Here is a 23,749-nt window from a genome sequence, read left to right as displayed (position 1 = left end):
ACAGGCGAGCGGGCGTCCGGTGGGCTCGGCGGATGGCAGCATGGGCGACATGAGGGGGCGTATGGGGCGGGCGGCTGCGGTGTGCGCCGTGCTCGGTGTGCTGTGGTGGGCCTCCGTGCGGCTGGCCTGGACCGGCGTCGGCTGCGAGGAATGGGGCTGCCTGCCGCCGGCCCTCGGCCTCGTCGTGGCGATCAGCCTGGCCCTGCTCGCCGGGTTCGCCCTGGCGCTGGAGCGGGTGGGCGTGCGACCGGGGCGGCGGGTGGCGCTGGTGGCCGCGGGCGTGCTGGTGGTGCTGCGACTGGCCGGCGAGTCACTGCCCTCGTGGACGTCACCACTCGCGGACCTGGCCGCGGCAGTAGCGGCGTTCGCGGGAGCGGGTGCGCTGGCGGCGTTCATGACGGAGCCCGGGGTGGCGCGATGGTGGAAGGTGGTGGCCGCGCTCGGGCTGGCGGCACTGCTGCCGGTCGCGCTGGCCGCCTCCCTGGCCCGCTACGGCCTGTGAGCTCAGCGCTGGCCGCCTCCCTGGCGCGCTACGGCCTGCGAGGTCACGCCGGCCGCCGCCCTAGCATCGCTACGGTCTCTGGAGACGCCACCGCTTCGCCCCGACGGCGGGGCCCTCACGCGCGCCCTCGCCCCGGCAACGAGCACACACGACCGGCAGGACCGCAGGTTGCGCGCGGGCCCAGCCGTCACGCTCCGCTGAGGACAGGCAGACCGCGCGACGGCCGTCCGCGTCTCACGACAGGTGGGCCGCGCGACGGTCGTCCGCCTCCGCATCGGCGTCGCGGCCCAGGGCGCGTAGGGCGACCGCGCGGTTGGCGTACAGGTCGGCCTGGGGTTGTCGTTCGATGGCGCGCGTGAGGTCGGACACCGCCCCCTCCACGTCGCCCATCGCGTACCTCAGCACCCCCCGGTTCCCCCAGGCCGCAGGCAGCTCGGGGGCCAGGGCCACGGCGCGGTCGAGTGCCGTCCGCGCCTCGGCGTGGCGGCCCGCCGCGGTCTCCAGCTGGCCCAGCACCGTGAGCAGGTGCGGGCTGTCGGGGGCCAGCGCCAGCCCGGACTCGACGTCGCGCGCGGCCTCCTCGTCCAGGCCCGCCCCGGCCAGCAGCCCGGCCCGGTTGATGTAGGCGTCCACGGCGTCGGGGTCGAGCTCGATCACCCGTCCGAGGTCGGCCAGCGCCCCCTCGACGTCGCCCCGTACGGTACGCAGCTCCGCCCGGTTGTAGTACGCCTCGGGCAGCGGCGGCCCGGCGGCGATGGCCCGTTCGAAGTCCGACAGCGCGTCGTCGTGGCGTCCGAGCTTGAACAGCAGATTGCCGCGTTCCAGATAGTGGTCGGGAAAGCCGGGATCGATCGCGATGGCCGCCCCGTAGTCCTCCAGGGCCTCCTTGGTGTGCCCGAGCCCGGCCAGCAGCTGCGCCCGGTTGGCCAGCAGCACCATCCGGTGCAGCGGATGGCGCTCCCCCAGCTCGCGCGCCAGCTCGATGGCCGACTCCACCAGCTCAAGCGCGGCGTCCAGCCGGCCCTGCCGCAGCTCGACCAGGGCCAGGCCGTTGCGGTCGAAGCCGAGCTTGAAGGCCCGCTCGGCCGGGTCGGGTAACAGGGTGGAGATGGCGATGGCCAGGTTGACCCAGGACCTGGCCCGGCCCAGGTCGCGGCGGGCGGGGTCGGGGTGGCGGGCGTCGAGCATGCCGGTCCCGTACGCCGCCGCGGCGTGCATCGCCGGATCCTGGCTGCTCAGGCGCACCCGGTCCCAGACCGCCCGCGCCTCGGAGGTACGGCCGAGCCCGCCGAGCGCGGTCGCCGTGCGCTGGGCGAAGCGCCACCAGCGGGCGCCGCCCGGCTCGGTCCGCGCCATGCCCCGCTCCCCCAACTCGGCCGCGGCGTGCAGGAAGCCCTCCCGCGTGCAGCGGTCGACGAGCGTCCAGAGCTCGTCGGCGTCGCGGGTGTCAGGCGGGGGCTCGGGGCCGCCGGAGTACACCGTGATCGACAACGTCGTGGGCGGGATGCGCCGCATCATGACCTCGACCAGCTCGGTGTCGGTCGGGTCGGCCGCGTCGCCGTTGCACACGGCCAGCGCCGCACCCGGGGACACGGCGTCGCGTACGTACTCGGCCAGGCCGTTGGCCAGCCGCAGCGTCCGGCGCGGAGCGGGCACGAGGATGCGCTCGTCCTCGGAGAGCCCGGCCTCGATCGTGCCACGTCCGGCCCGGACGAGTCCGGCCAGTTCGGGCGCGGCGGCGAGGATCTCGATGTCGTGGGCCGCCACGAGAGCGGGTGAGCGACGCAAAGTGTCAGGTACCAGGGCCGGCAGCAGCGCCGCGGCCACGGTGTAGGGGCCGCGCGGCCGCCGGTGTGCGTCGATCATCGGCGTGATCAGCCGCGCGACCCCGGGTCGGGCAGGCGGTGAGCCCTGAACCCTGAGGTGGGACCTCTCCTCGATCACCCCTTGTGAATGACGCTGGAGGTCCCTGCCAGCCTCGCGGTTCCAGGCTTGCGGACGACGATGCGCTTCATGACATGCCTCTCCACTTGGGGGTAATTACCTATTATTGAGTCACCCCACCGGATATCAAGGTTTATTCCGATTAAGTGGGAGGCTAATGGATAAAAAGCACTTGCCTTTTGAATGGTATATCTAACCTATTTGGAGCGAAACCACCGGCGCAATCGTGTGGTATGAGGTGCCGAATCCTCCATCAGGTCGCACAGGCACCGGCCGAGCAGGGTGACCGACTGGCAACACCCGGGCCCGTGTCCCCCCTTCGCCCGGACGATGAACGTCGCCCGCTCGATCAGCCGCTCCAGGCTCGGCTCGGCGCCTCCCTTCAGCGAGCGCGTCTGCCAGGGACACGACCTGACGTCCCGGCAGGCGCTCTTCGCCAGGTACGTGGCCGCGCCGCCCTGCAACCCCAGCGGATCCTCCCGTCTGGCCCGCCTCCCGTCCAGCGCCCTGGCGGCCCGGCCCGCCACCTTCAGCAGATCACGGCGGCCGAGCTCTTTTCTCGTACGTCCGGTCCTGGCCGGCAGCGCCAGCAGCGTCGCCCCCGCCATCAGCACGCCGCCCGCCACCATGCCCCAGCCGATCTCCTCGTGGAACCAGACCACCGCGATCACGGCCACCCAGACCGGCTGCGAGGACATGAGGATCTGGCTCGGCACCGCGGGCACGTGCGCCTGAGCGTAGGAACGGGCCAGGAACCCCAGCGCGCACGCCACCACGGACAGGTGCGCCAGGATCAGCCAGTCGGACACACTCCCCGGCACGGAGATCCCGTCGCGCACGGCGGCGCCCCCGGTGAGCCCGCCGATGGTGAAGAGCTGGATCACGGTCAGCGCGTACGCGGGAAAGCCGGACGGACGCCTGGACAGGCGGGCCAGCATGAGCGTGTGGCCGGCGTACAGGGCGGCGGCGGTGAGCGTGACGCCCAGCGCGAGCACCGACACCTTGTGCCCCTCGACCCCGCGCAGCAGCGTGAAGACGGTCATACCGGTCAGCGCGAGCAGCACCCCGCCCCAGATCCGCCGCCGCACCGGCTCCCTGAACAGCAGCAGCGACAGGATCGGCGTCACGATCACGGTGCAGCCGACGGCGAACCCCGACACCGCCGAGGGCAGGTGGTCCAGCGCGAGCGCCTGACCGACCTGTCCCACCCCGAACATCACCCCGAGCGTGATCCCGTGGATCCACGTCTCCCGCGACAGCCCCCGCAGGCTCTTCGGCCGGAACAGGAACAACGTCGTCGCCGCGATCAGATAACGCTCGGCGAGCAGATCCTCCACAGGTAACCGGGGAATGAGATCTTTCATCAGCGGAAAGGCCGACCCCCAAGCGGCGCTGACGAACAACAGAAGCACGGCTCCCAGAAGGGGGCGGGGAGCGGGTACGCCTGCCATGAGAAAAGCATGGCACTACTATTCGCAGCCGTAGATGTACAGGGAGCAGCCGGTGAGGCTTAGCTACACCTGGGTGGTAAGACCCTCACCCGGAGGCTCGGACATCCTTATCCCGGGGATCCGAAAAGCGCCAAATCGTCCGGCGGAATCGATCTCCGGCCACGAGGAGGAAAATCAAGATCGGCGGAAAGGGCACGCCGGGAGCCCCGGGAAACGGTCACCGGGAAGGACGAGAGGGGGCGGCCCCAGGAGGAGGGGGACGGGGCCGTGCGGTGGTTCAGCGGTCGAGTACGGCCGGCGGGATCAGGTGTTTCTCCCCGTAGACGACGACCAGGTCACCGACCCGTTCGCGGGAGAGTTCGCGCCATCCCTGGCGCGCGTACAGCGCCAGCGCGGCCTCCTGGTTGAGCGTCGTGTCACCTCTGACGCGGTGGAACCCGAGCTCGACCGCACGCCGCTCCAGCGCGACCAGCATGGCCGTGCCGAAACCACGGCCCTGGAACTCGGGGTGCACCCGTAAGCGGCACACCTCGGCGGTGCCGGTGTCGACGGGTCTCAGCCCGCCCATGGACACCACCCGCGAGCCCGCTTCCCCGACCAGGAAGTCCCCGCCGCAGGCCAGGTAGATCTCCTGGATGCGGGGGAAGTCGTCGTCGTAGTAGACGCCGTCGCCGGGGACCAGGCCCACCTCCGCCAGGCAGATCCGGTGGAGGGCGAGGATGGTGTCGAGATCGGACCAGCGATAGCGCCTGATCGTGAGCTTCATTTATCAGCGCCCTTCAGATTGGGCTTCGGCCGCCGCCTGATCAGCGCCTTGAGCCCCTCCAGCCCGGGAGCGTTGGGATCGGCCTCCATGATGGCCTGTTCGAGCCGCAGCGCGGGCCGCACGATGAAGTCGGTGAGATAGTCGTCGGTGATCAGGCTGAGCGCGTTGGTGGCGACGGTCACCGCCTCCCCGACGTCACCGTCGAGCAGCCGGCAGTGGGCCTGGTCCAGCCTGATCAGCGTCTGGTCGAGGATGTGGTTGTCGTATTTGCCCAGCGCCTGGTCGAGCACCACCTCGGCCTCGATCGTCTGGCCGAGCTTGGTCAGCACGTCGCCCTGGTAGAAGTAGAGCTGCCGCTCGGTGTAGCCGAACGCCATGTCCTCCTTGTCGTCGGGCTTCATGTGGGAGAAGGCGTTTCTGGCCCGGGCCAGCGCGCGCTTGGCCTGGTCGACGATCTCCTTCTTGCTCTCGCCTCCCGACAGCATGGCCAGCGCCCTGGCCTCGACGACCGGAGCCATGGCCTGCGCCGGGCACGGCATGGAGCCGGCCATGTCGCGGCTCTTCTTGGCCAGGGTGAGCGCCTCGCGGGCGTCGCCGAAGTAGAGGGGGACGAGCGACTCGCGGGCCGTGATCCACGCCCGCAGCGCGCGGTCGCCGGTCTCGTCGGCCGCGGTACGCCCGGTGCGGAAGAACGAGCGGGCCAGCCGGTGGTCACCCAGGTTGATCATGATCATGCCGCTCAGCCCGGACAGCTGCGCGGCCATCCGGCACAGGCGCTCTTGCAGGTCGATGGGCTGGCGGCGGGACATGGCGGCGCGTACGGCGCTCAGTTCGAGCAGCACGTCGCACAGCAGCCGTAGCGGGGCCGTCGTCGTGTACTGGCGGCCGAAGCTGACCGTCGACTCCTCCCACTGGTCGAGCATCGCGGCGGACACGGTGGAGGACACCAGTGTCTCGTCCAGCCTGCGTTTGATGCCCTCGCACGCGCCCAGCACCGGCCCGTCGAGCTGCATGGAGGCGTTGCCGTCGGTGTTGAGCAGCGTTAACAACGTGCGGCGCAGGACGTTCTCGTCCTCCTCCGCGGCGGGGTCGCTCTCCGCGGGCTGCATGAGCAGCTCGCGCTCGGGAGGCGGCGCCGGGCGCTCCTTGATCTCGGCCGTCACGAGCCCCGGCATCCGGTGCCCGTGGCCGCAGATGCACGGGGCGTCGTAGCCGAGCGCGACCGGCTCGACCCGGTAGACGGTGCACAGGTAGTGGAGGTATTCGGGGCCGGGGCGTTTCAGCCCGCTCTCGTACGCCGACAGCAGCGTCTCGCCGATGCCCGGCTGGGGCTTGGAGTCACGCTCGAACAGGGCGCGCACCTGCTCGATGACGTCGGCCAGCGCGATCCCGTAGGACAGGCGGTGCGCCTTGATCCTCGTGGTGCCGAACGGGCCCGTGCACGCTTCGTGGATCTCTTCCGCTATCTGGGCGGACGTGCGCCCGACGGCCAGGCCCTTGGCCCTGATCCGCCGGGCGATCTCCGTCTCCCGGTGCTGTCTGCCGGACATCCCGGCCCCTCTCCCGCATGTCTCGACCGGTCCGCAACTGGTGACTTAGCGTAGCCCTCAGATTGCTGTGCGCCTACCCATGACTATGAAGCAATGCCGGATGGATGGGAAACGCCCGCAACCAGCCTACGGTTAAGGATCGTCCTCCCCGGGACTGTTTCTTACAACCCATGAGTGAGAAGCCACTCCCCGTGAGCGGAACGGGCCGTTGCGCGAGCCCTTGACTTGAGCCATCTTTGGCCCACCAGCAAAGATTCCTGAGGGAGGAACGAACGGTGGGGGACGACAACTTCGAGCTCTTGGAGCGCCTCGTGGCCGAACTCGGCGCTCGCGGGTTGCTCGCACGAGTGGTCCAGACCCAGAGCGGTCGCAGGTTCGTCCGGGTCATCAACCCGCAGGCGACCAGCCTGTCCGAGAACGTCACCTGTCGGCCGGCGTCCTCCGATCTGCCGGACTGGTGGTACTGCTGGTCCTGGGGCGAGCGGATGCACACCGCCGACGACCCGGCCGGCGCCGCGACGAAGGTCGCACGCGTGCTCGCCGCCGTGGGGGAGTGATGACCGCGGTGATCCGGGTGGAGCGCAGCCACCACGGCTCACCGCGACCCACGGCGGCTCCTGGGGGCCGGCGGAGTGGCCGGTGCGGAGGGTCTCCCTTTCGCGGGGCCCTGGTCACTCCGCCGGTTCCGGCCCGGCCGCGCACGAAGCGCCTGGCGTACACGAAGCACCTGGCGTTCCCGCCGCCGCACATGGCGGGCACGCAGCACCTTACGTACGCGCGCCGCGCGCGCGTACGCGACAAGCCACCCTCCCGGTACGCCGGGCGGGTGTTCGGGGGATCCCTCCCGGAACCGGCACGGGACATGCTTCCGGGTGTGTGTCCCGGTCCGAGCCGTCCGTCATCGGAGCGCCGGCTCTCTCCCTCCGCGGCCCAGAGAACCGGCGTCCCCGTCTTCCCCGGCGTGATGTGACGACGGGCGGTTCGGTCGGCTGGATAATGGATCGAATCGGTCCAAAGAGCCGACCGAACCGCTTCCGGAGGGGGATCCACCATAGTGTTACTGCTGGTGACAGCGGAGCCACCGACAGCTTCTCCGTCGGTGATGCCCAACATCGACCAGATGGCCTCACAGATGTCCGCCCTGTGTGAAGGCGACACCGTACTTTGCTCTACCCTGGTCAAGATGTTCGGCGACGCGCCTTGGGCGCCACTGGTCTCCAGTGCGATCACCATCGTGCTCATCCTCGTGCTGGCCTTCATCATCAGGAAGTTCGCGCACCGGGTCATCACGAGAGTGGTCAACAGAGCGGCGACCGGCGGGTCGATCACGAGCCGGTTCCGCAGGGGCGCGGCGACCGACGGGATCGACGCGCTGCTGCACGAGCGCCGCAAGCAGCGGGCCGAGACGATGGGGTCGGTGCTCAAGCACGTCGCCTCGATCGTCGTCCTCGGCACGGCGGTGCTGACCGTGCTCGATCGGCTGACGATCCCGATCGCGCCGCTGCTGACCAGCGTCGGCATTCTGGGCGTGGCCATCGGCTTCGGCGCCCAAGAGCTGGTCAAGGACTTCATCGCCGGCATGTTCATGCTCCTCGAAGACCAGTACGGCGTGGGCGACGTGATCGACGCGGGCGCCGCGATCGGCACGGTCGAGGCGGTCACCCTGCGCGTCACGAGGTTGCGCGACTCCGACGGCCGCGTCTGGTACGTGCGCAACGGCACGATCACCCGGGTGGGCAACGAGTCACAGGGCTGGTCACGGGCCTACATGGACATCCCGGTGGCCTACGACGCCGACGTCGTCGGGGTGCGGGTGCTGCTCGAGCAGGTGGCCGAGGAGATCTGGGCCGACCCCGAGCTGCGCGAGTCGAAGATGGTGGAGCCGCCGCAGGTGTTCGGCGTCGAGCAGCTCTCCGACAGCTCGCTGGTCTTCCGCATCTCCACCAAGACGCTGCCGTCGGCGCAGGCGGAGGTGGCGAGGGAGCTGCGGCTCCGGGTCAAGACGGCGCTCGACACCGCGGGCATCCCCATGGTCGCCAGCGCCTAAGCTAGGAATCGTGACAGAGACCTCCTTCTATGACGCCGTCGGAGGCGAGGAGACATTTCGCCGCCTCGTGCACCGCTTCTACGAAGGGGTCGCGGACGACCCGCTACTGCGGCCGCTCTACCCGGAGCCCGATCTGACGGGCGCCGAAGAGCGGCTGCGGGGCTTCCTCATCCAATACTGGGGCGGTCCCAAGGACTACAGCGAGCAGCGCGGCCACCCCAGGCTGCGCATGCGCCACATGCCGTTCGTGATCGGCGAGCCCGAGCGTGACGCGTGGCTGCGCCACATGCGCGACGCGGTCGACTCGCTCGATCTGCCGGAGGAGCAGCAGACCCGGCTGTGGGACTATCTGGTCTACGCGGCCCACAGTCTGGTGAACTCCCCCACATAACGGGGCATGAGACGCCACATGGAGATCCCCTGGTGGCGTGACGCAGTCGTCTACGAGATCTATGTCCGCAGTTTCGCCGACGCCTCGGGCGACGGCGTCGGCGATCTGGCCGGGGTGCGCGAGCGCCTGCCCTACCTGCGGCGGCTGGGCGTGGACGCGATCTGGCTGACCCCGTTCTATCCCTCGCCGATGGCCGACGGCGGCTACGACGTGGCCGACTACCGCGGGGTCGACCCGCTCTTCGGCTCGCTCGCCGACTTCGAGGCGCTGGTCGCCGACGCGCACGAGCACGGGCTGCGGGTGCTGGTGGACGTGGTGCCCAACCACAGCTCCTCCGCGCACCCGTGGTTCCAGGCCGCGCTGCGGGGCGAGGGGCGTGAGCGTTACATCTTCCGCGACACCACCAACAACTGGCAGTCGACCTTCGGCGGCCCGGCCTGGACCCGGGTGGCGGACGGGCAGTACTACCTGCACCTGTTCGCGCCGGAGCAGCCGGACTTCAACTGGCGCAACCCCGAGGTGCACGCGGAGTTCCTCGACGTGCTGCGGTTCTGGCTGGAGCGGGGGGTCGACGGGTTCCGCATCGACGTGGCGATGGGCCTGTACAAGGCCGAGGGGCTGCCGAACGTGGGCGACCAGTCCTTCATCTCGGTCTCTCCGGTGTGGGGGCAGCCCGAGGTGCACGGCGTCTACCGCGACTGGCGCCGGCTGCTGGACTCCTATCCGGGCGAGCGGATGGCGGTGGGCGAGGTGTGGACCGACCGCCTCGAGGACCTGGCCCGGTACGTGCGCCCCGACGAACTGCACCAGAGCTTCAACTTCGCCTGGTTGCAGGCGCCGTGGTCGGCGCAGGCGTTCAGGAAGGTGATCGAGGAGACCCTGTCCACGGTGCCGTTCGCCACCTGGGTGCTGTCCAACCACGACGTCGTACGCCACCGCACCCGCTACGAGGGCGCCGAGCCCGGCACGGGCCTGGCGCGGGCCAGGGCGGCGCTGCTGGCGACGCTGGCCCTGCCCGGCTCCGCCTACCTCTACCAGGGCGAGGAGCTGGGGCTGCCCGAGGTGAGCGACCTGCCGGACGAGGCCAGGCAGGACCCGGTCTTCTTCCAGTCGAAGGGCGAGCTGCCGGGGCGCGACGGGTGCCGGGTGCCGATCCCGTGGACGGTCGATCCGCCTTCGCACGGGTTCTCCTCGGGCGGGGCCGAGCCGTGGCTGCCGCAGCCGGAGTCGTTCGCGGAGCTGAGCGTGGAGAAGCAGGAGGGGGTGGCGGACTCGACGCTGGAGTTCTACCGCCGGGCCCTGGCCTGCCGGCGTGAGCTGGCGGGAGAGATTCCTTACTCCTTGGAGTGGCTGGAGTCTCCTGAGGGAGTGCTTTTCTTCACCAGGGGGCCGCTGGTCTGCGCGATCAACTGCGGCGGGCATGCCGTACGCCTGCCCGGCCACGACGAGGTGCTGCTGTCGAGCGGGCCGCTCAGGAGCGGGCTGCTGCCGCCCGACACGGCCGTCTGGCTACGCCGCGCGGCCTCGTGAAGCACATGGGCTTGGAGCGGTCACGAACGCTTCGAGCGCTCGCCGCGTAACGGGATGACGGGCAGGGAGACCAGGGCGGCGACGGCGCCGGCGGCGAAGCCGGCCCAGTAGCCGGTGCTCAGGATGAGCGCGCCCGCCAGCGGCGTCACGGCCAGGGAGACGGTGTTCTGCACGGTGTTGTGGGTGCCGAGCACCTTGCCCGCCCAGCCGGGGCCGGCCAGCTCGCCCGCCGAGAGGTAGGCGAGCCCGTTGCCGGCCACGGTCGTCACCGAGGCCACCGCGATCATCGCGGGCCCGAGCGCGGCGCCGGTGTAGGTGCCGGCGACGAGCAGCGCGAGCACGGCCAGGCACCAGAGGGTGAGCAGCAGGAGGGGTCGCATGCGCAGGCCGGTCCGGTCGGACCAGCGCCCGACCGCGACGCGCACCACGGCCCCGCCGATGGCCGCCACGCCGAACAGCCGCCCGGCCGCCACCGCGTCCCAGCCGTACAGCCTGACCAGGCAGTCCACGCCGTACGTGCTGACCACGACCTGGGGCACCACGTGCAGGGCGCTGGTGGCGTGCACGCGCCAGAGCGCGGGCTGCCGGTACGGCGAGCGCTCCCGCTCCGCGCCGCCCGCGCCGAGCTGGTGCGGCGGCTCGGCCAGGAACAGCGCGGCCAGCACGGCCGCCACCAGGCTCGCGCCCGAGCAGAGCAGCAACACCCCGGGCAGCCCGTACGCCTGCGCCATGGGCGGGAGCGCGAAGGCGCCGACGGCCATGCCGAGGGTGAAGGAGACCTGGCGCACGCCCATGGCCAGGCCGCGTTCCGGCGGGCGGAACCAGCGCAGCACGATGCGCCCGCCGCCCACCATCGCGGCCGAGCCCGCCGCCCCGGCCAGCGCCAGCAGCCCGATGACCGCCCAGGTGTCCTCGACCACGGCGACTGCGGCGAAGATGACCGCCGCGAGCCCGACGCCGGCGCCCAGGACCAGCCGCTCGCCGTACCGGTCGGCCAGGGCACCCCAGGCGACGAGGGTGCACAGGATCCCCAAAGCCGGGGCGTTCCCTATCAGCCCGCCCACCGGAAGAGAGACGTTGAAATGTCGCAAAATTTCGGGCATAACCAAGGGCAGGCCGAACAGACCTAAGGTGACACTGGCATGGGCGTTGACGCCCAGCGCCAGCATCAGCCAGCGTCTCATTCCGCGAAGCGTTTGAGGTAGGCCAGTTCGCTCTCGGTGAGCCTGCGGGGCGCCGCCCGGTCGACGTCGTAGGCGGCCAGGACGGACATGGCGGTGACGTAGACCGCCTCGTCGTCGACGATCTCGTAGCGCAGGGTGAAGCGTACCGACCTGATCTCCGTCACCCAGGTCTCCACCCGCACGGGCTGGGCGCGAAAGCCCAGCGGGCGGCGGTAGTCGATCTCGTGGCGGGTCACGACCAGGCCCTTGAACGGCTCGTCCCCCGCGTTGTACGGATCGATGTGGAACATGCCGAACCGGGCGTCCTCCAGGTAGTCGAGGAAGCGCACGTTGTTGACGTGCCCCTGGGAGTCGACGTCGCCGAATCTCACCGTGCGGGGATAGATGTGCCGTTCGGCAGGAGTGCGTTCAACCACGTCCGCAACCGTACCCGTCCCGGTCAGGTGGCCTTGCGCCGGGCCAGGCAGGCCAGCACGGTCAGGACGGAGATCGTGGCCATGGTGCCCAGCGCCCATTGGTAACCGGTCACGAGTTGTCCGACGGCCTCGCCCGAGAGCTGGGCGAGCGTGCCGGCGAAGACGCTCTGGTGCAGCGCGGCGGGCAGCGGGGCGGTGATGATCGACAGCACCAGGCCGGTGCCGACGACGTTGCCGGTGTTCTGCACCATGAGGCGCATGGCGTTGACGATGCCGAGCCGGTTGGAGGGCAGTCCGTCGAGGATGGCGGTGGTGTTGGAGGGCAGGAACACGCCGGAGCCGAGCCCGATGAGCACGAGCCCGGCCGCCACGGCCGGATACGGCGTGTCGGCCGACATCACGGCGAGCATCACCGTCAGCCCGCACGTGGTGGTGGCGGCCCCGGCCACCGCCAGGGTGCGCGCGCTCAGCAGGCGCTGCAGGAAGCCGGAGGCCACCGAGGCGATCATGGCCGCCACGGCCAGCGGCAGCACCTTCAGCCCGGCCTGGACGGGATCGTCGCCGCGCACGGCCTGGAAGTAGAGCGCGACCAGGAAGACCATGCCCATCCTGGCGACGGCGTTGAGGAACGAGGCGAGCGTGCCGAAGGCGAAGGCCCGTTCCCTGAACAGTCCCATGTCCACGACGGGATGCGCGGCCCGCCGTTCCCGCAGCACGAACAGCGGCAGCCCCACGACGAAGGCCGCCAGCCCGCCCAGCACCACCGGGTGCTGCCAGCCGAGCCGGGTGAACTCCGACAGCGCCAGCAGCAGCCCGCCCAGGGTGAGCAGGACGAGCGCGCTGCCCGGCGCGTCCAGCCCGCTCTCGCGCCGGCCGGGAGCAGGACGGCGCAGCACGAACGCTCCCCACACCAGGCAGATCACCCCGATCGGCACGTTGAACCAGAACACCCAGCGCCAGCCCAGGCTCTCGGCCAGCACGCCGCCCAGCGTCGGCCCGATCAGCCCGGCGATGGAGAACGAGGCCACGTAGACGCCCATCCCCTCCCCCAGCCGCTCGCGCGGGAAGGCGTCGCTGACCAGGGCGGCGCTGTTGGTGAGCAACATGGCGGCCCCGGCCGCCTGGAGCACCCGCAGGGCCACGATCACCCAGGCATTCGGAGCCAGGCCGGCCAGCAGCGCGGCCGCGGTGTAGGTGGCCAGGCCCAGGAGGTACATCCGGCGCCGGCCGAACAGATCGGCCAGCCGCCCGAACACCACCATGAGGACCGTTGTGGTCAACTGATAGCCGAGAAGGATCCAGCCCGCGGCCGTGGCGCCGGCTCCGGTGTTCCTGGCGATCTCCGGGAGCGCGACGTTGATCGCGCTGCCGCCGAGACCGGTCAGCACGCTGGCCATGCTCACGACCGACAACGTGCGCCAGGCGTAGCCGAGGGAGGAGGTCGTACTCGTCGCCGCCAAGGGCCTGTCCTTTCTAGATTTTGATACTAGAATCCAATTCGCATCGTCAGCCGGTCAAGGATCGAGGTGTCGGATGAGCGGGATCGTCGAGGGCCGCGTGGTGATCGTCACGGGTGCGGCCAGAGGCATCGGACGAGGTCACGCGCTGGAGTTCGCCAGACAGGGCGCGAAGGTGGTGGTCAACGACCTGGGCGCGGAGGTCGACGGCACCGGCTCCTCGGGGGCCGCGGCCGAGGTCGTGGCGGAGATCGAGGCCATGGGCGGCGAAGCGATCGTCAACGGCGAGGACGTCTCCGACTTCGACGGCGCGGAACGCCTGGTGCGCTCCGCCATCGACCACTTCGGCACCCTGGACGTGCTGGTCAACAACGCGGGCATCCTGCGCGACCGGATGCTCGTCAACATGACCGCCGACGAGTGGGACGCCGTGATCAGGGTGCATCTGCGTGGCACGTTCGCGCCGCTGCGCCATGCCGCCGCCTACTGGCGATCCAAGGCCAAGGCGGGCGAGCGGGTGGATGCGCGGATCATCAACACCACCTCGTCCTCCGGCATCTACGGTAACCCCGGACAGGGCAACTACGGCGCGGCCAAAGCGGGCATCGCGGGCCTGACGGTGATCGCGGCCAGGGAGCTGGAGCGCTACGGCGTGACCGTCAACGCGGTCGCCCCCGCCGCGCTCACCCGGATGACGGAGAACCTGATGCCGAAGGGCGCGAGCGTCGCCGCCGACCCCGACGACATCGCGCCGGTGGTCGTCTGGCTGTCCAGCGCGGAGGCGCGGGCGATCACCGGGCGGGTGTTCAACGTACGGGCGGGCGTGATCAGCGTGGCGGAGGGCTGGCACGCGGGGCCCGGCGTGGACAAGGGCTCGCGCTGGGATCCGGCCGAGCTGGGCTCGGTCATCCCGGCCCTGGTCGAGAAGGCCGCGCCCAACGCGCTGACCAACGGCAGCATCCCCGGACACCCCGAACATCTCGGACAGGAGGACTGACATGGCGCTCGACCACACCCTCGTCGGCGTCGAGAGCCCGCCGCACGAGCGCACCTGGACCGCGAAGGACGCCATGCTGTACGCGCTCGGCGTCGGAGCGGGCACCGGCGAGCTGGCGTTCACCACCGAGAAGAACCAGCGGGTGCTGCCCACGTTCGCCGTGCTCGTGGCGCAGGCCCTGGGGCGGCGGCTGGGCGACTACGACCCGGCCATGCTGGTCCACGCCGAGCAGGCGTTCGAGCTGCACAGGGAGCTGCCGGCGGCCGGCGGCGTGCGCACCACCTCGAAGGTGACCGGCATCTACGACAAGGGCTCGGGTGCGCTGGTGACCCTGGAGGCCAGGGCGGTCGACCTGGACACGGGTGAGCTGGTCGTCGCCTCGCGCAGTTCGGTGTTCATCAGGGGTGAGGGCGGCTTCGGCGGCGACCGGGGGCCGAAGGACACCTGGGCCGCGCCGGACCGGGCGCCCGATCACAAGGTGACCTACTCGACCCTGCCTGAGCAGGCGCTGATCTACCGCCTGTCGGGCGACTACAACCCGCTGCACAGCGATCCCGAGTTCGCCGCGCGGGCCGGGTTCGACCGGCCGATCCTGCATGGTCTGTGCACGTACGGGGTCACGGGGCGGGCGTTGCTGCACGCGGTGGCGGGGTCGGATCCCGGGCGGTTCAAGGCGATGTCGGGGCGGTTCTCCAGCCCGGTCTTCCCTGGTGAGTCGCTCACGGTGTCGATCTGGGCGGACGGCGGGGACGTGCTGTTCAGGACCGCCAAGGACGACGGGACCGTGGTGATCGACCGAGGCCGAGCGACGATCGCCTGACCCTGACCCGGCCTTCGGCTGGGCCGGCCTTCGGCTGGGCCGGCTTTCGGCTGGGCCGGCTTTCGGCTGGGCCGGCTTTCGGCTGGGCCGGCTTTCGGCTGGGTCAGCTTTCGTCGAGTGATCTGAGGGGGTCGAGGCGGTGGATCAGCGTCACCGCCGCCTCGATGACCTCCTGCGCCTCCTGCTCGCTGTCGGAGGTGGCGACCTCGCGGGCGGCCTCGCCGATGATGCTGGTCAGCACGGCCACGGTAAACCGGTCGAGCGGGTCGCCCCCGGCCCCCAGCAGGACCGCGTTCTGGCGTACCCACTCCCTGCCCCTGGTGCGACGAATCAGCTCGAAGCCGGGCGGCCCGTCGCCGTCGATGAAGAGCCGAGCCAGGTCGCGCCGCTCCCACGCCCCCGCCAGGTAGGCCCGCGCGCCCGCGATCAGCAGCTCGACGGGGTCGGAGACGCCTTCCTTGCGCGCCTTGGCGACGCTGGCGGCCGACGCCTGCTCGTGGGCGGCCTGGTGGTCCTCGTACAGGGCGAGGAAGAGCTCGGTCTTGCCGCCGAAGTGGTGGTAGAGGCTGCCGACGCTGGAGCCTGCGCGGGCGACCACCTCGGAGACGTTGGAGTCGGCGAAGCCGTGCTCGCTGAAGACCTCGCGAGCCGCCTGCAGCATGCTTTTGCGGGTCTGGGCCGTCCGGCTCCACTCCCACGAGGACTTGCGTGCCATGCCCGTCATCTTACCGCCAGGAATTCTAGAATCAGATTCTTGACATCCCCTCACGACGGCTAGAACCTTTCCTAGAGAACGATTCTAGAAAGTGCCCCAGGAGGCGGTTGTGGACTTCTCGCTCACCCCCGAGGAACGACAGATCCGCGACACGGTCAGGTCCTTCATCGAGAAGGAGGTCATGCCGCTGGAGCCCGAGGTGCTGCGCAACGAGCGCGAGGGCCGCCCGGGGCTGGCGCCCGACGTGCTGCGCGACCTGCGGGCCAAGGCCAGGAAGTCCGGGTTCTGGGGCATCAACACCCCCGAGGAGTACGGCGGCGCCGCGCTCGGCCCGATCATGTCGGCCATCATCGCCATGGAGACCGGGCGTACGTTCGTGCCGTTCACGTTCGGCGGCAGCGCGGACAACATCCTCTACGCCGGCACCGACGAGCAGAAACAGCGCTACCTGATCCCCACGATCGAGGGCGAGCGCCGTTCCTGCTTCGCCATCACCGAGCCGGGCGCCGGCTCCGACGCCCGCAACATCCGCACCCGTGCCACCCGCGACGGCGGCGAGTGGATCATCAACGGCGAGAAGACGTTCATCACCGGGGGCAGCGAGGCCGACTTCGTCATGGTGTTCGCCGTGACCGAGCCGTACGGCGTCACCTGCTTCCTGGTCGACCGCGACATGGGCTGGACCTCCGACCCGATCCCGACCATGGGCCAGTGGGGCCCGGCCTCGCTCGTGTTCGAGGACGTCCGGGTGCCGGAGGAGAACATCCTCGGCGAGCTGGGCAAGGGCTTCGAGCTGGCCATGCAGTGGATCGGCCAGGGCCGCTACATGATCCCCGCGCGCGCCATCGGCGCGGCCGAGCGCATGCTGGGCATGGCCATCGAGTACGCCAAGATCCGCAAGTCCATGGGTCAGACGATCTCCAACTACCAGGCCATCCAGTGGATGATCGCCGACTCCCAGGTGGAGATCGAGTCGGCGAAGTGGCTGACGTTGTACGCGGCCTGGCGGGTGCGCGAGGGCATGGACGCCCGGCACGCCTCCTCCATCGCCAAGCTCAACGGCGCCGTCATGGCCAACCAGGTCGTGGACCGGGTGCTGCAGATCCACGGCGGCATGGGCTACACCAAGGAGCTGCCGATCGAGCGGTGGTATCGCGAGCTGCGCCTGCTGCGCATCTTCGAGGGCACCGACGAGATCCAGCGGCGTACGATCGCCCGCAACCTGATCAAGGGGCACGCGCGGCTGGGCCTGATCGGGGAGTGAACGGGATGTCGGTCGGGGAACTGTTCAACCCTCGCTCGATCGCCCTCGTCGGCGCCACCGACAAGTCCGGCTGGTCGATCAGCACGCTGTCCAACCTGCGCACCCACGGCTTCACCGGCTCCGTCCATCTGGTCAACCCGCGCGGCGGCGTGGTGCACGGCCTGCCCGCCTGCCGTAGCCTGACGGAGATCGCGCAGCCGGTGGATCTGGCGTACGTGATGGTGCCGACCGCGGCCGTGCTCGGCGTGCTGCGGGAAGGGGCCAAGCTGGGCATCCGGTGCTACGTGATCCTGACCGCCGGGTTCGGGGAGGCGGGCGAGGAGGGGGCGCGGCTGGAGGCCGAGGTCGCCGGCTTCGCCGCCGAGCACGGGCTGACCATCCTCGGGCCCAACGGCAACGGCTACATCAACGCCGCAGCCGGCGTGACCCCGTACGGGCTGCCCATCGCCCAGCCGCTGCTGCGCGGCGGGGTGGGCGTGGTGCTGCAGAGCGGGGCGCTGGCCAGCTCCGTGCTGTCGTTCGCGCAGGCCCGCAACGTGGGCATCAGCCTGCTCACCTCCATGGGCAACGAGTCCGTCGTCACCGTCACCGATGTCGTCGACTACCTGGTGGACGATCCCGCCACCAAGGTCATCGCGCTCTTCCTGGAGAGCATCAGGAACCCGGCCGCGTTCGCCCGCGTGGCGCGGCGGGCGCTGGAGGCGGGCAAGCCGATCGTGGCGCTCAAGATCGGCCGCAGCCGGCTCGCCTCCGACACCGCCCAGGCGCACACAGGGGCCCTGGTCGGGGACGACGACGTCATCGACGCCGTGCTGCGGCAGCTCGGCGTGATCCGGGTGCGTTCGCTGGAGGACCTCATCATCACGGCGGGGCTGCTGGCGTCCACGGGGGCGCTGCCGGGGCGCCGCGTCGGGGTCGTCACGCCGTCGGGCGGGGCCTCGGAGATCATCGCCGACCGGGCCGAGGACGAGGGGCTGGAGCTGCCGCCGTTCGCGCCGGAGACGGTGGCGCGGCTGACCGAGATCGTCCCGTCCTTCGGCGCCGTGCAGAACCCGCTCGACGTCACCGGCTACGTCCTCATCGACCGCACCCTGCTCGGCCGGGCCCTGGAGGCGGTGACCGCGGATCCGGGCATCGACCTGGTCATGCTGCTGTCGGAGCCGCCCAAGGTCGCACCGCCCGACCCGGCTCCCGTGCTGGCGACGTACGCCGCCAGCGCCCGGCGCATCGCCGCCTCTCCTGTGCCGGTCGTCGTGGTGAGCAACGTGCTGACCGACATCACCGAGTTCGGGCGGGAGGTGCAGCGGGAGACCGGGTTCCCGTACGTGGCGGGCGGGATCGAACACGGCCTGCACGCCATCGGCGCGGCCGTGCGCTGGTCGGAACTACGGGCCAGAGCACTCTCCCGTCCTACGGCTCCGCCCGCCGCCCCCTTGACCGTTCCGTCCGGTGCCACGGGGGTGTGGGCCGAGCACCGCGCCGCCGGGCTGCTGGCCTCGGCGGGGCTGCCGGTGGTGCCGTCGGAGCTGGTACACGAGGAGACGGAGGCGGTCACGGCGGCCGAACGGTTCGGCTACCCGGTGGTGCTCAAGGCGGCGGCGGAAGGGCTCGGCCACAAGAGCGACGTGGGCGGGGTCCGGCTCGGGCTGGGCTCCGGCGAGGAGGTGCGGCAGGCTTACCGGGAGGTGGCCGCCGCCGTGCCCTCGCTCGACGGCGTACTCGTCCAGCCGCAGCGCAGGGGCGGCGTCGAACTGCTGGTGGGCGTCGTACGGGACCCCGCCTGGGGGCTGACGCTGGCCGTGGGGCTGGGCGGGATCTGGGTGGAGGTGCTGCGCGACACCGCGCTGCGGGTGCTGCCGGTGGACGCCGCCGAGGTACGCGCGGCACTGACGGAGCTGCGCGGCACGGCCCTGCTCGACGGGGTCAGGGGCGGCCGGCCCGCAGACCTCGACGCGGTGGCCGACATGGTGTCACGGATCGCCGCGTTCGCCGGATCGCTGGGCGACGGGCTGGAGTCCCTGGAAATCAACCCACTCCTGGTGAACGGATCCCACATCGAGGCCCTGGACGCCCTGATCACCTGGCGCTGAGCCTGCCCGCCGGCCGTCGAGGCCGCTCCAGCTTCGACACGCCATCCGGGAGCCGGTCAGTCGGCGGTGGCGGGTCGGTCGGCCGTTGGGAGCGGCACCCGTACCGTGACATGGGTGCCTTCTCCCGGTGCCGTCTCGACCGTGGCGGTGCCGCCGACCGAGGCGGCGCGGTCGATGATCGAGCGGGAGATGCCGAGCCCCGGCGGGCGCCGGTCCGGGTCGAAGCCGGTGCCGTGGTCGAGCACGCTCACCGTCACCACGCCCGCCCTGGCCTCCGCCCATACCACCGCGTGTCGTACACCCGCGTGCTTGGCCACGTTCGTCAGGGCCTCGCGCAGCGCGCCCGCCAGCGCGTCCACGATCTGCGGTGAGATGCCGCCCCGGTCCGGCGAGGCGCGCAGGCGGCCGGCGTTGAACTCCACGTGCAGCCCGCCGCCGACCGCCTGCCGCACCACCGTCTCCAGCGCGGCCAGCACGTCGCTGCCGGGATCGCCGTCGTCGCCCCGCAGGTACGCGCGCAGCCACCGCGACTCCTCCGCCACCCGCGCCCGCACCGGCGCGTCGGCGATCCACCCGTCCCTGACCAGGGCCTCCAGCGTCTGCAGGATCCGGTCGTGCAGCACGCGGGCGGTCCTCGCGCGCTCGCGTTCCTCCGACAACTGCGCGGTACGCAGCACCTCCTCGGCCCGCGCCCGGTCGAGGTCCCTGGCGTTGTGGACGAGGATCGTGGTCACGTACCAGGACACTCCGGCGTTGGCCGCCATGCCCGCCAGGTGCGGCAGCGGATGCCACCACTCGTCCCCCGCCAGGACGGCGCCGAGCGTGAACGCGCCACCCAGCAGCGCGACCCAGGCCGCCACCGCGGGCCAGGGCCGGAAGGACACCCCGACCATGACCGCCGCGAGCAGCACGTACGGCAGCGCGGTCCCCGGCCACCACGCGGCCGCGACGACGGGGGCGAACCACGGCACCGCCACACACAACGCCGCCACCAGCGCGTAGTCCACGGCCAGCAGCCATCGGGACGGGAGCCGGCGCCGTACCCCGGCCAGCACGGAGATCGCCAGGCTGGTCAGCGTCAGGGCGGCCAACAGCACGGGAAGCGGCCCGACACCGACCCACCGGGCGTCCTCGATCACCTCCAGCGCCCCGCAGAGCACCGCCGCACCCACCTGGAGCGCCACCATCCCCACAGCCCGCATACGCTCAACAGCCGCCATGCCCGTCTCGCGAGCCGCCCTACCCGGCTCGCCTGCTGACGGGCTGGTCATGGTCGGTCGCGGCGCTCGATGCGGTCCAGGGCGGCCCTCGTGAGCTGGGCCTTGTTGCCGACCTGCAGCTTGCTTCTGATCCGCTCCACATACGTGTCCACGGTCGCCTTGCTGATCTGCAGCCGGCGGGCGATCTGGGCGTGGGTGAAGCCCTGCGCGATGTACGACAACGTCTGCTCCTCGCGCTCCGACAGCCGCGGCGGCGCGGGTCCGGCGCCACCCGGGGCCTCCAGCTCGTTCTGCAGGATGTCCGCCAGGCCCGCCGACAGGTAGAAGCCGCCGGCGGCGACCGTGCGCACGGCGTCCACGACCAATTCGGCCGGCGCGTCCTTGGTGACGTACCCGTTCGCCCCGGCCCGGATGGCGGCCAGGACGTCGGCGGACCGTCCCGAGGCGGAGACGATCAGGACCCTCGTGACGGCCGACAGCTCCTTGATCTCGGCCACGCAGGGCCGGTCGGTGGCCAGGTACAGATCGAGGACGAGCACGTCGTGGTCGAGGTCCGAGCCGCGCAGGTCGCCGAGATCCGCGCCCTGGAGCACGACCTTGAGGTCGTCGGAGCGGTGCAGGAGGTACTCCAGGCCGTGCCGGATGAGCTCGTGGTCGTCGATCACCGCGATGCGAATCACGTCGTGTTCCCCTGGGGGCTCTGAACGCGGAGGCATGCCGGAAGGGTGGGCAAGGGCATGCAGGACCGACAAGTCCCACAAAAGTACTACAAGCAGGAATGGGCAGCCCAGAGGCCGCCCATCCCATGAATCCGGCTACTCCATCGTCGTCGATCCGGCTACCCGGTCTCCACCGATCCGGCCGATCGCCCCCAGCCGGATCCGGCTACTCCACCTCCACCGGCAGCTCGTAGATCTCCGTAGTCGGGTGCCCCGCCTTCTCGTGCACGCGCAGCACCGCCTCCTTCGACGGCCCCGACGACAGGCAGAACACCTTCCCGGAGTCCGGGTCGAGCCAGGCGCGCTCGAAGTGCACCCCCTCAGCCGCCTCGATGGCCAGGTCACGCTCGTGCGCCGCGCGCAGCTGCTCCTCGGTCGCGCCGACGAATCCGCTGTGCACGTCCATGAACTTCGGCATGACGCACCTCCTCCTACCTCCAGTTTCCCTCCAGGAGTAAGGGCGTTCCATCCCGTGCCATCTCAGGGGAGGCGGTTCGACAGGACCAGCGTGGCGGCGGAGGCGAACATGCCGCCGTTGCCCAGAACCACGCTCACCTCCACGTCCGGCACCTGCGCCGCGGCCTCCCCGCGCAGTTGCCGCACCGCCTCCTGGATGGCGAACATGCCGTACATCCCGGTGTGCGTGTACGACAGGCCGCCGCCGTTCGTGTTCATCGGCAGGCGCCCGCCGGGCGAGGTGTGGCCCTCGGCGATGAACGCGCCCGCCTCGCCCCTGCCGACGAATCCGAGGTCCTCCAAGCCGTAGATCGGCACGTGGGCGAAGGCGTCGTACACCATGAGATGATCCACGTCCTCGTGGCCGATCTTGGCCTCGGCGAAGGCCGCCTCCCCCGAGAGCCGGAAGCCCTTGGAGGTGGTGAAGTCCTCCATCTGCGAGATGATCGGCGACTCCGCGGACTCGCCGGAGCCAAGCAGGTAGACCGGGGAGCGGCGGGCCCGTTCCTCTGTGGTGACGATCAGCGCGCCGCCGCCGTCGGTCACCAGGCAGCACTCCAGCAGGTGGAACGGGTAGGCGACCATGCGCGAGCCGAGTACGTCCGCCACCGTGATGAGGTCCCGGAACATCGCCCGCGGATTGAGGTGGGCCCAGCGCCGCTGCGCCACCGCGACCTCGGCCAGCTGCTCGTGCGTGAGACCGGTCTCCTTCATGTAGCGCAGCGCCGTGATCGTGAACGACGTGGGCGGCCCGACCACCCCGTACGGCAGCTCGAACTGCCCCAGCAGCGAGTCCGGCCCCATCCCGAAGCGGCCGGCGCCGACCCGCGAGCGGCCCGACTCCCCGTGGGTGATCAGCACGGTCCGGCACAGCCCGGCCCGGACGGCGGCGGCCGCGTGGCGTACGTGGAACAGGAACGACGAGCCGCCCACACCGGTGCCGTCCAGCCAGGCGGGGGTGATGCCGAGAGCGTGGGCGATCTGGACCGGGCCCGGCGTCCCGACGGTGGCGATGCCGTCGATGTCGTGGATGCCCATCCCCGCGTCCGCGAGCGCGTTCCTGGCGGCCTCCAGGTGCAGTTGCGTCGTGGAGTGGCCGGGGAGGCGGCCGACCTCGTCGGTCTCGGCGGCGCCGGCGATCACGATGGTCATGCGGCGCCTCCCGCCGGCTCGAAGAGCGGCACGCAGACGTCCCCGCGCCGTTCGAACACCACCCGCAGCTCCATGTCCAGCGGCAGCTGCTCCGGTACGTTCGGCACGCCCACGATGTTCGTCATCATGCGCACGCCCTCCTCCAGCTCCACGACCGCGATCGCGTACGGGGCCTCGTCCTCGAAGCCCGGCGCGGGGCGGTGGTTGATGACGTAGGAGTACAGGGTCGCGCGCCCGCTGACCCGGACCCATTCGACCTGGTCGCCGCCGCAACGGGGGCAGTTGGGCCGGGGGTAGAAGTAGTGCCGCTCACATGTCAGGCAGCGCTGGATGCGCAGCTCGCCCGCGGCCGTGCCGTCCCAGAAGGGCTGGGTCTCGGGTGTGGGCTTCGGTGCCGGCTTCATCGGCCTCCCCAATCCTAGTTCTAGAATCACACTCTAGATCTAGGCTCGGGGAGGGCTCAAGAGCTCGGAATGCCGTTGCCGTTCCTGCCGCGCCCGGCCAGCACGTCCTCCAGCGAAGGCCGCATGTCGCCCGGCTCACGCGGGCCCGGCTGGGCGAGCTGGATCAGCACGCCGTGCGCCTCCTTGGGGTGCAGGAACACCTCCCGCCAGCGCGCGTCGGCCCGGTTGAGCCCGTGCAGGCGGTAGCCGCGGGCCGTCAGCCTGGCCACCGCCGCGTCCAGGTCGTTGACGTGGAAGTTCAGGTGGTGGACGCCTCCCCTGCCGCGGGTGAGCTCGAAGAAGCTGTCGAAGAACGTGGATCCGGCCAGCGGCTCCATGAGCTCGACCTTGCTGCCGTTGGCGTAGGTGAGCTGAAGGGTGCGAAATCCGGCGAACCGGTTGTCACCACCGCCGCCCAGATGGCGGCCGCCCAGCAGGTCACGGTAAATGGGCAGCAGGTCCGTGATCCGGGGCGCAGCCACGGCCGTGTGATCGAAGGACACCTCTAGGCCGTCGAGTTCCAGGTCCACGCGGGGGCTCCTCACTTCGGGAATCCTAGAATTTCATTCTAGCCGCTCACTCTTGACGCCGCCGCAAGTGAGGAGCAGCATCGCAGAAGTGGATTCTAGAGCTAG

General features: G+C 70.9%; 23 protein-coding genes. 9 read left to right on the top strand and 14 right to left on the bottom strand.

Going from position 1 to position 23,749, the window contains the following annotated elements; translation table 11 throughout:
- The first annotated feature begins 49 nt into the window (after window positions 1-49).
- Window positions 50-502 (top strand): hypothetical protein, encoded by a 453-nt coding sequence (locus AB0C28_RS39680; protein ID WP_358080484.1) that lies wholly within the window; start codon window positions 50-52, stop codon window positions 500-502.
- A 234-nt stretch (window positions 503-736) separates the two neighbouring features.
- Here AB0C28_RS39680 and AB0C28_RS39675 read toward each other — a convergent pair whose 3' ends face one another.
- The 4 genes from AB0C28_RS39675 to AB0C28_RS39660 form a co-directional block, all read right to left on the bottom strand.
- On the bottom strand, window positions 737-2,368 hold the full coding sequence (locus AB0C28_RS39675) for a tetratricopeptide repeat protein (RefSeq protein ID WP_357856218.1): 1,632 nt from the start codon (window positions 2,366-2,368) through the stop codon (window positions 737-739).
- Window positions 2,369-2,643: 275 nt separating this feature from the next.
- Complete coding sequence (locus AB0C28_RS39670; RefSeq protein ID WP_357856215.1) at window positions 2,644-3,897, bottom strand: DMT family transporter; 1,254 nt, start codon at window positions 3,895-3,897, stop codon at window positions 2,644-2,646.
- Between the two features lie 277 nt (window positions 3,898-4,174).
- The gene (locus tag AB0C28_RS39665) at window positions 4,175-4,663 is read right to left on the bottom strand and encodes a GNAT family N-acetyltransferase (protein WP_346108146.1); all 489 of its coding nucleotides are present in this window, start codon (window positions 4,661-4,663) and stop codon (window positions 4,175-4,177) included.
- Window positions 4,660-6,213: an XRE family transcriptional regulator gene (locus tag AB0C28_RS39660; protein ID WP_357856212.1), complete on the bottom strand. Its 1,554-nt coding sequence runs from the start codon at window positions 6,211-6,213 to the stop codon at window positions 4,660-4,662. Before AB0C28_RS39660 ends, AB0C28_RS39665 begins: the two co-directional genes overlap by 4 nt.
- A 275-nt stretch (window positions 6,214-6,488) precedes the next feature.
- Between AB0C28_RS39660 and AB0C28_RS39655 the strand changes: the two genes are divergently transcribed.
- The 4 genes from AB0C28_RS39655 to AB0C28_RS39640 all read left to right on the top strand — a co-directional run bounded on the left by AB0C28_RS39655 (window position 6,489) and on the right by AB0C28_RS39640 (window position 10,181).
- A complete protein-coding gene (locus tag AB0C28_RS39655) occupies window positions 6,489-6,770 on the top strand; it encodes a hypothetical protein (protein WP_106238446.1) in 282 nt (93 codons plus the stop codon).
- A 626-nt stretch (window positions 6,771-7,396) separates the two neighbouring features.
- Complete coding sequence (locus AB0C28_RS39650) at window positions 7,397-8,260, top strand: mechanosensitive ion channel family protein (RefSeq protein WP_357856209.1); 864 nt, start codon at window positions 7,397-7,399, stop codon at window positions 8,258-8,260.
- A 10-nt stretch (window positions 8,261-8,270) separates the two neighbouring features.
- The gene (locus AB0C28_RS39645) at window positions 8,271-8,651 is read left to right on the top strand and encodes a globin (protein ID WP_106238450.1); all 381 of its coding nucleotides are present in this window, start codon (window positions 8,271-8,273) and stop codon (window positions 8,649-8,651) included.
- Window positions 8,652-8,669: 18 nt separating this feature from the next.
- Window positions 8,670-10,181: a glycoside hydrolase family 13 protein gene (locus tag AB0C28_RS39640; protein ID WP_357856381.1), complete on the top strand. Its 1,512-nt coding sequence runs from the start codon at window positions 8,670-8,672 to the stop codon at window positions 10,179-10,181.
- Between the two features lie 20 nt (window positions 10,182-10,201).
- Here the strand turns inward: AB0C28_RS39640 and AB0C28_RS39635 are convergent, their stop codons facing one another.
- The 3 genes from AB0C28_RS39635 to AB0C28_RS39625 are packed head-to-tail and all read right to left on the bottom strand — an operon-like array spanning window position 10,202 to window position 13,241.
- A complete protein-coding gene (locus tag AB0C28_RS39635; RefSeq protein WP_357856205.1) occupies window positions 10,202-11,365 on the bottom strand; it encodes an MFS transporter in 1,164 nt (387 codons plus the stop codon).
- Window positions 11,362-11,781, bottom strand: coding sequence for a thioesterase family protein (locus AB0C28_RS39630; RefSeq protein WP_358080482.1), 420 nt, complete (start codon window positions 11,779-11,781; stop codon window positions 11,362-11,364). Before AB0C28_RS39630 ends, AB0C28_RS39635 begins: the two co-directional genes overlap by 4 nt.
- A 23-nt stretch (window positions 11,782-11,804) precedes the next feature.
- Complete coding sequence (locus AB0C28_RS39625) at window positions 11,805-13,241, bottom strand: MFS transporter (RefSeq protein WP_357856199.1); 1,437 nt, start codon at window positions 13,239-13,241, stop codon at window positions 11,805-11,807.
- A 73-nt stretch (window positions 13,242-13,314) separates the two neighbouring features.
- Between AB0C28_RS39625 and AB0C28_RS39620 the strand changes: the two genes are divergently transcribed.
- Both AB0C28_RS39620 and AB0C28_RS39615 read left to right on the top strand, forming a co-directional pair.
- A complete protein-coding gene (locus AB0C28_RS39620; protein ID WP_357856197.1) occupies window positions 13,315-14,235 on the top strand; it encodes an SDR family oxidoreductase in 921 nt (306 codons plus the stop codon).
- Between the two features lies 1 nt (window position 14,236).
- Entirely contained in the window at window positions 14,237-15,055 is an 819-nt protein-coding gene (locus AB0C28_RS39615) for a MaoC/PaaZ C-terminal domain-containing protein (protein WP_357856194.1), read from the top strand.
- Between the two features lie 103 nt (window positions 15,056-15,158).
- Here AB0C28_RS39615 and AB0C28_RS39610 read toward each other — a convergent pair whose 3' ends face one another.
- Window positions 15,159-15,770 carry a TetR/AcrR family transcriptional regulator gene (locus AB0C28_RS39610; RefSeq protein ID WP_346108130.1) on the bottom strand — a complete coding sequence of 204 codons (612 nt, stop codon included), beginning with the start codon at window positions 15,768-15,770 and terminating at the stop codon, window positions 15,159-15,161.
- Window positions 15,771-15,879: 109 nt separating this feature from the next.
- Here AB0C28_RS39610 and AB0C28_RS39605 point away from each other — a divergent pair, with 109 nt between their 5' ends.
- Window positions 15,880-17,034 carry an acyl-CoA dehydrogenase family protein gene (locus AB0C28_RS39605; RefSeq protein WP_346108129.1) on the top strand — a complete coding sequence of 385 codons (1,155 nt, stop codon included), beginning with the start codon at window positions 15,880-15,882 and terminating at the stop codon, window positions 17,032-17,034.
- A 5-nt stretch (window positions 17,035-17,039) separates the two neighbouring features.
- On the top strand, window positions 17,040-19,124 hold the full coding sequence (locus tag AB0C28_RS39600) for an acetate--CoA ligase family protein (RefSeq protein ID WP_358080480.1): 2,085 nt from the start codon (window positions 17,040-17,042) through the stop codon (window positions 19,122-19,124).
- A 56-nt stretch (window positions 19,125-19,180) separates the two neighbouring features.
- Here the strand turns inward: AB0C28_RS39600 and AB0C28_RS39595 are convergent, their stop codons facing one another.
- From AB0C28_RS39595 to AB0C28_RS39570, 6 genes are all read right to left on the bottom strand, one after another.
- A complete protein-coding gene (locus tag AB0C28_RS39595; protein ID WP_358080478.1) occupies window positions 19,181-20,344 on the bottom strand; it encodes an ATP-binding protein in 1,164 nt (387 codons plus the stop codon).
- Between the two features lie 47 nt (window positions 20,345-20,391).
- On the bottom strand, window positions 20,392-21,024 hold the full coding sequence (locus AB0C28_RS39590) for a response regulator transcription factor (RefSeq protein WP_358080476.1): 633 nt from the start codon (window positions 21,022-21,024) through the stop codon (window positions 20,392-20,394).
- Window positions 21,025-21,229: 205 nt separating this feature from the next.
- On the bottom strand, window positions 21,230-21,481 hold the full coding sequence (locus AB0C28_RS39585) for an SCO4226 family nickel-binding protein (RefSeq protein WP_357856180.1): 252 nt from the start codon (window positions 21,479-21,481) through the stop codon (window positions 21,230-21,232).
- Window positions 21,482-21,543: 62 nt separating this feature from the next.
- On the bottom strand, window positions 21,544-22,671 hold the full coding sequence (locus AB0C28_RS39580; protein WP_357856177.1) for a thiolase: 1,128 nt from the start codon (window positions 22,669-22,671) through the stop codon (window positions 21,544-21,546).
- Window positions 22,668-23,075 (bottom strand): Zn-ribbon domain-containing OB-fold protein, encoded by a 408-nt coding sequence (locus AB0C28_RS39575; RefSeq protein ID WP_357856174.1) that lies wholly within the window; start codon window positions 23,073-23,075, stop codon window positions 22,668-22,670. The genes AB0C28_RS39580 and AB0C28_RS39575 overlap by 4 nt, the downstream gene beginning before the upstream one ends.
- A 56-nt stretch (window positions 23,076-23,131) precedes the next feature.
- Window positions 23,132-23,659 (bottom strand): VOC family protein, encoded by a 528-nt coding sequence (locus tag AB0C28_RS39570; RefSeq protein WP_358080474.1) that lies wholly within the window; start codon window positions 23,657-23,659, stop codon window positions 23,132-23,134.
- Window positions 23,660-23,749 lie beyond the last annotated feature (90 nt).

Source organism: Nonomuraea sp. NPDC048892 (assembly GCF_040649735.1).
In the GTDB taxonomy this organism is placed as follows: domain Bacteria; phylum Actinomycetota; class Actinomycetes; order Streptosporangiales; family Streptosporangiaceae; genus Nonomuraea; species Nonomuraea maheshkhaliensis.
The sequence above is the reverse complement of the archived record's forward strand: the minus strand, read 5'-3'. Positions and strand labels throughout refer to the sequence as shown.

Coding starts and splice junctions, on each gene's coding strand:
- AB0C28_RS39680 (WP_358080484.1), top strand. CDS start 50: ATGAGGGGGCGTATGGGGCGGGCGGCTGCGGTGTGCGCCGTGCTCGGT.
- AB0C28_RS39675 (WP_357856218.1), bottom strand. CDS start 2,368: ATGATCGACGCACACCGGCGGCCGCGCGGCCCCTACACCGTGGCCGCG.
- AB0C28_RS39670 (WP_357856215.1), bottom strand. CDS start 3,897: ATGGCAGGCGTACCCGCTCCCCGCCCCCTTCTGGGAGCCGTGCTTCTG.
- AB0C28_RS39665 (WP_346108146.1), bottom strand. CDS start 4,663: ATGAAGCTCACGATCAGGCGCTATCGCTGGTCCGATCTCGACACCATC.
- AB0C28_RS39660 (WP_357856212.1), bottom strand. CDS start 6,213: ATGTCCGGCAGACAGCACCGGGAGACGGAGATCGCCCGGCGGATCAGG.
- AB0C28_RS39650 (WP_357856209.1), top strand. CDS start 7,397: ATGTTCGGCGACGCGCCTTGGGCGCCACTGGTCTCCAGTGCGATCACC.
- AB0C28_RS39640 (WP_357856381.1), top strand. CDS start 8,670: ATGGAGATCCCCTGGTGGCGTGACGCAGTCGTCTACGAGATCTATGTC.
- AB0C28_RS39635 (WP_357856205.1), bottom strand. CDS start 11,365: ATGAGACGCTGGCTGATGCTGGCGCTGGGCGTCAACGCCCATGCCAGT.
- AB0C28_RS39620 (WP_357856197.1), top strand. CDS start 13,315: ATGAGCGGGATCGTCGAGGGCCGCGTGGTGATCGTCACGGGTGCGGCC.
- AB0C28_RS39615 (WP_357856194.1), top strand. CDS start 14,237: ATGGCGCTCGACCACACCCTCGTCGGCGTCGAGAGCCCGCCGCACGAG.
- AB0C28_RS39610 (WP_346108130.1), bottom strand. CDS start 15,770: ATGGCACGCAAGTCCTCGTGGGAGTGGAGCCGGACGGCCCAGACCCGC.
- AB0C28_RS39600 (WP_358080480.1), top strand. CDS start 17,040: ATGTCGGTCGGGGAACTGTTCAACCCTCGCTCGATCGCCCTCGTCGGC.
- AB0C28_RS39595 (WP_358080478.1), bottom strand. CDS start 20,344: ATGGCGGCTGTTGAGCGTATGCGGGCTGTGGGGATGGTGGCGCTCCAG.
- AB0C28_RS39585 (WP_357856180.1), bottom strand. CDS start 21,481: ATGCCGAAGTTCATGGACGTGCACAGCGGATTCGTCGGCGCGACCGAG.
- AB0C28_RS39580 (WP_357856177.1), bottom strand. CDS start 22,671: ATGACCATCGTGATCGCCGGCGCCGCCGAGACCGACGAGGTCGGCCGC.
- AB0C28_RS39575 (WP_357856174.1), bottom strand. CDS start 23,075: ATGAAGCCGGCACCGAAGCCCACACCCGAGACCCAGCCCTTCTGGGAC.